Here is a 255-nt window from a genome sequence, read left to right as displayed (position 1 = left end):
GGGCCAGCCCGCGTCCGTCCAGGACCTCGTGAACCTGGTTCACGACCACGGCATCGGGCACAGCCGCGTCGGTGGTCATGATGTTCGTGACGATGTGCGGCAGATCCCCGCCGGCCCGGCCCGGCTGTGTGGACGGGGCAGCGTCGCAGGCTTCGGAGATGTGGACCTTGTATCCGTTCCAGAACAGGTCATCGCCCTTAGCCGCCCAGCGTGTATCCAGATCGTAGGGTGAGGTCAGGCGCCCTTGAGCAGGCG

The 255-nt window shown here is 66.7% G+C and carries 1 pseudogene; it reads right to left on the bottom strand.

Annotated elements, in window-relative coordinates:
- Positions 1-255: pseudogene (locus KGQ19_RS49025) on the bottom strand (IS1182 family transposase); the annotation flags it as partial.

Source organism: Catenulispora pinistramenti, from assembly GCF_018274385.1.
GTDB classification, from domain to species: domain Bacteria; phylum Actinomycetota; class Actinomycetes; order Streptomycetales; family Catenulisporaceae; genus Catenulispora; species Catenulispora pinistramenti.
Note: the sequence above shows the minus strand (reverse complement) of the source record. Positions and strands in the feature narration are given on the sequence as shown.